Raw genomic sequence first — 4,759 nt, 5'->3', positions numbered from 1 at the left:
GGGAGGTCAAACATAGGCCAAGAACTTACTCCCTAAAATTATATTAGCTCTTAACTGACCAGTATTAGGCCCTAGTGTTACTGATATTAAAAAAAGCGAATGAGAATACATTCACTTTTTAACTAATCGGTATAAATGTGCTTTTCAAGCCCTAAAGCTTAACGTTCGCCTAGAACCTCAAATTCATCATAACTTAATCGAGCGCACCCATCCGCTTGCATCACCCAAAGCTCTTTATGGATCACACCATAAGCTTTATTCATTTGCCATTTTGCACTCAGTTGCACTGTTTTATCATCGATCACGTCCATTTGAGGCTCTATATACTCTACATTATCAAAGCCTTGTTCCATTAAGTCTTGCCAAAAGGCTTCAATCTGCTCTCTTCCTATAAACTCGCCAAAAGGCTTTGCATGCATCGTCGTCGTCACTTCATATTGCTGTGCACAGGCTTTTGCATTTTGACTATTAAAAGCATCTTTCCAGCGCTGACTCGCTTCATTTACCGCCACTAATAATGCTGCTTCTTTTGTCATGATTACCCTCTATATCATTACTGTTTTGTTGATAGCGCCTATCTTAAACCGCTCGCTTTTTTCTAAAAACAGAATAAAATATAAATAACTGTTTAATTAAATAGAACAATATAAGGCCTTCATTGATCATGTTTCAATATTTGCGTCATATGTCTGTTTTTGTTGCCATTGTAGAACAAGGTTCAATTACTGCTGCTGCAGAAACCTTGGGGCTCTCTAAGTCAGTCCTCAGTCTACAATTAACAAAATTAGAGAAAGAATTGAATGTTAATTTACTGCGCAGAACCACCAGAAAGCAAATTCTGACCCCAGCAGGAAAAGCCTTTTATAATGAATGCACAAAAATCCTCAAACAAGTGGATAACGCTTGGCAACAAGCTCGAGATAGCCAACACCAGCTCATTGGAGAAGTAAAAATAACCGCCCCTCATGCTTTTATGCACACACTGATTGCGCCCGCTATCGGCACACTCATTCATCAGCACCCAAAACTGAACCTTCATCTGATTGATAACGATGAGCGAGTGGATTTAATGGAACATCATATCGATATCGCCATTCGAGTGGGTGAACTGCCCTCTAGTGATTTGAAGCAACGCTTTTTAGGCACATTTTGTGATGTATTGTGTGCAAGCCCAAGTTTTTTTGAAGAAAATAATATCAGTATAAAACAATACCAAACACTGAATTATATTGGCAATCACTGGCAAGGAAAACAAGTCATCCATCAAGTTCAGACACCTTCCTCTATTAACACCATGCACTTTACTGTGAGTAGTCGTGTTTATTCAATGCAATCATTAATCTCATTATGCATATCCGGTGCTGGAATTGCAGCTATCCCCGATTTTATCGCTCAGCCCCTCATTGACAGCAATCAACTCATTCCAATTTTTACCAATCTGACGCTCAAACCCAACCCTGTTCATGCACTGCATGGTTATGGTATGAAAGCCCCACAAATCGTCACAACTTGCATTGAAACCATTCAACAAGCCTTTAAACAACACTTGATCTCAAATAATTTCAAATAAATACTGACAAAACGTCTCTATATCAACTGAATATAAAGTATTCATCAGCATGTCCTTGGGATCACTTATTGGTTATCTTGCTCACAATAAACAGTAAAATAACAGCCCCAACAATCGCCGTCACCACAGAGCCAATGAAACTTGTTGCATTCAAACCAATCAAACTGAATACAAAGCCCCCCAATATTGCGCCAACGACCCCTACACCAATATTACCAAACATGCCAAAGCCACTGCCTTTCATGATGTTACCTGCTGCCCAACCAGCAATGGCGCCAACCACTAAAAATATAATCACACTCATTAGCTTATCCTTTCAAGTATCCCGATATCATTAATTTATTACTCTATAAACTATCCAGTTAATTCACCCCGCTTAATGTTAGGATCATCGGCTTTAATCATATCCTGTAACCCCTTATCCTTCATCGCTTGCTGAATATAAAATCGAATATCATCCACCTCTTCCAGTTGCAAACAATGCGCCAACAGACTCTGGGCCCATTCCAATTCAATGTGACGAATAAGCCATTTGATGCGAGGCAGCTTTGCCGCGCTCATACTCAATTTGCCGATCCCCATTCCAATGAGTAAAACCACAGCTACGGGATCGGAGGCCATTTCGCCGCATAAACTCAAAGGCAATTGATATTGTTTGGCTAAGTTGACGATTCGATAGACTTCATGGATAACGGCAGGGTGAACATGGTCGTACCGATCTGCTACATGGGGATTATTGCGATCTAATGCCAATAAATATTGACTCAAGTCATTTGAGCCAATAGAAATAAAATCCAAGCGATGGGCCCATAACGGAATTTGAGTCACCGCTGCGGGAACTTCGATCATGATCCCCATTTTAGGCCATTGCAATGCAACTCCATCATCCTGAAGCTGATGGTAAGCATCTTTTAACACCGTTGAAAACTGGATAAGTTCATGTGTGGATGTCACCATAGGTAATAACACATGTAAGGTATTAATTCCACTCGACGCTCGCAACATAGCCCGTACTTGCGTCATTAATAATTGGATATTATCCAATGTAAAACGTATTCCTCTCCAACCTAAAGCAGGATTCTCTTCATGCCGAATGGGAAAATAAGGTAACTGTTTATCGCCACCAATATCTAAAGTTCGCATATAAACAGGTTTACCTGCATAGGCCTCAAACACACGACGATACACCCTCACTTGCTCATCCTCACTGGGAAAGCTATCCCCAACCATAAAGGGAATTTCGGTGCGGTATAAGCCAACACCCTGAGCGCCGCTTTTCACCCCTGGGGTAATATCAGCTAAGAGTCCAGTGTTAGTATAAAGTTTAATGTCATGATGATCTAAGGTGGTCGCCGCAAGATTTTTCAAATTATGCAACTTCAACGTCGCCTTATGTTCTTGCTTTATCAGACGCTTATAAGCTTTTTTTAATAATGTACTAGGTTGTACAATCACCTTTGCTTCATTACCATCCACTATCACCATATCATGAGTATTGACGTTTTTTATTTGCCCAACCCCCATCACAGCTGGGATCCCCATGGCATTCGCCAAAATAGAAGTATGGGATAAACTCGAGCCTTCAAAACAAATAATGCCTGCTAACAACTTAATGGGAACACTGGCAATATCACTGACACTGACTTGGGCTCCGATTAATACCACAGGATCTTTATAAGCGGATGCAGCCTCTCTTCCACCTCCTTTCCAGACATGAAATAATTTATTGCCTAAATGAATAATATCTTCGGCTCTAGCCGTTAAATATGGGTCATCCATTTGTTTAAAGCGATTTGCAAAAAAGTAAATCCCTTGCTTGATGGCGCTAGGAAGTGAAAACCCCTCATGAATATAGGCCTCGACTTTATCACTCAGCCCTTTGTCCGTTAATAACATCTGATAAGCATCGAATATCGACCCTATGCTCAGCGTCATATTTTCACCCAGACGATTCTGCTCGTTAATCAAGTCCTCTTTGACTAACGACAATAATTGTATCCACTCTTGTATTGTGGCTTGCGGTTTATCGGTACGCACATCTTGTACCTCAGATAATTGCGTTAATCCACATAATACCGCTTTACCTAGCCCAATCCCCTCAACACTTTTAATGCCTTTAAAACGTCGATTTTGTTTGATTGCGGCATCTTGAGTATTAGGTATATTAACAACGATAAATGCCAATTGGGCTGCCAATGTTAATAAAAAAGCTTCCTCTTGTTCACTTAATACTTGAGCCTCTCGGCTTTGCACCACTAATACGCCAACAACTTCACCATGATGCACCAAAGGCACACCACAAAAACTTTTAAATTGCTCTTCTTGAGTTCCTTGCACATAAAAATAGGCGCTGTGATTGGCGCCATTAGCTAAATTTAATCCATGGCGTTCTTTAGCGACTAAACCTACCAGCCCCGCCCCTTGAGGCAAACAAATGGTTTGATGCACTTGTAATCCATGACTCACCAATAACTCCATCTCCTGTCTTGCATTCACCCGATATAAACTACACACATCACGGCTAACCGCAGCACTCACACTGTCCACAATAAACCGTATTTGCAACTGAGGGGTATCGATAAGTGACACCGCTTGCAAAATGCGTGTTAACGCTAACATCGAATCATTCATTTCATTTACGTTCCTTCTATCTGAGCACAAGACTTAATGATTTGGTATTCACCATAAAAAATTCACTACAATACAGTGCTAAAATACAGTGTTAAAATACAGTGCTAAGTGAGCTCGCTACACTGACCTGAGACTACAAAACTGACTCGTCCTCAAGCCACTTGACTATATAGTCCACATTCTATCGCTATCTTTCAATGATAAGCATTAAGCCGCTAAAATAAATTCAGATTGTTATATTTTTGAAAGCAGAACGCTATTCACGAGTAAACGTCTTAAATCTTAATCGTAACGCCAACAGTGATATCGTCCAATAACAATATTGGATGCCCAAATCCAATTATTGTTCATCATAGTCATACTGGTATTTGAGACATTCCAACTTAAAGCACCTTTGCTATTGCCCTTTGCTGTTGCAAAGATTGCTTATATAATAGTTTTTAACATAATATCAATTAAACAAAATAAAAATACCGACCTTTGTAGATCCAATATAGTAATGTCACATTTCCCCAATTTAGAGATGTCACATTTTGGTATGCTGGGAGCAAATAATCC

General features: G+C 40.0%; 4 protein-coding genes. 1 reads left to right on the top strand and 3 read right to left on the bottom strand.

What is annotated here, in order from left to right:
• Positions 1–158: 158 nt before the first annotated feature.
• Positions 159–536: an isochorismatase gene (locus Q0791_RS24455; RefSeq protein ID WP_299011874.1), complete on the bottom strand. Its 378-nt coding sequence runs from the start codon at positions 534–536 to the stop codon at positions 159–161.
• A gap of 128 nt (positions 537–664) precedes the next feature.
• On the opposite strand from Q0791_RS24455, the gene Q0791_RS24450 reads away from it, so the two are divergent.
• Entirely contained in the window at positions 665–1,570 is a 906-nt protein-coding gene (locus tag Q0791_RS24450) for a LysR family transcriptional regulator (RefSeq protein ID WP_299011873.1), read from the top strand.
• 61 nt (positions 1,571–1,631) lie between these two features.
• Here the strand turns inward: Q0791_RS24450 and Q0791_RS24445 are convergent, their stop codons facing one another.
• Both Q0791_RS24445 and ptsP read right to left on the bottom strand, forming a co-directional pair.
• The gene (locus Q0791_RS24445) at positions 1,632–1,874 is read right to left on the bottom strand and encodes a GlsB/YeaQ/YmgE family stress response membrane protein (protein ID WP_299011872.1); all 243 of its coding nucleotides are present in this window, start codon (positions 1,872–1,874) and stop codon (positions 1,632–1,634) included.
• Between the two features lie 50 nt (positions 1,875–1,924).
• Entirely contained in the window at positions 1,925–4,201 is a 2,277-nt protein-coding gene (gene ptsP / locus Q0791_RS24440; protein ID WP_299011871.1) for a phosphoenolpyruvate--protein phosphotransferase, read from the bottom strand.
• Positions 4,202–4,759 lie beyond the last annotated feature (558 nt).

The sequence above is a fragment of the uncultured Shewanella sp. genome (genome assembly GCF_947495455.1).
Taxonomy (GTDB): domain Bacteria; phylum Pseudomonadota; class Gammaproteobacteria; order Enterobacterales; family Shewanellaceae; genus Shewanella.
This window is presented reverse-complemented; position numbering and strand designations above follow the sequence as displayed.

What these genes read in the sequence shown, in the direction of transcription:
- Q0791_RS24455 (WP_299011874.1), bottom strand. Translation starts at nt 536, where the DNA reads ATGACAAAAGAAGCAGCATTATTAGTGGCGGTAAATGAAGCGAGTCAG.
- Q0791_RS24450 (WP_299011873.1), top strand. Translation starts at nt 665, where the DNA reads ATGTTTCAATATTTGCGTCATATGTCTGTTTTTGTTGCCATTGTAGAA.
- Q0791_RS24445 (WP_299011872.1), bottom strand. Translation starts at nt 1,874, where the DNA reads ATGAGTGTGATTATATTTTTAGTGGTTGGCGCCATTGCTGGTTGGGCA.
- ptsP (WP_299011871.1), bottom strand. Translation starts at nt 4,201, where the DNA reads ATGAATGATTCGATGTTAGCGTTAACACGCATTTTGCAAGCGGTGTCA.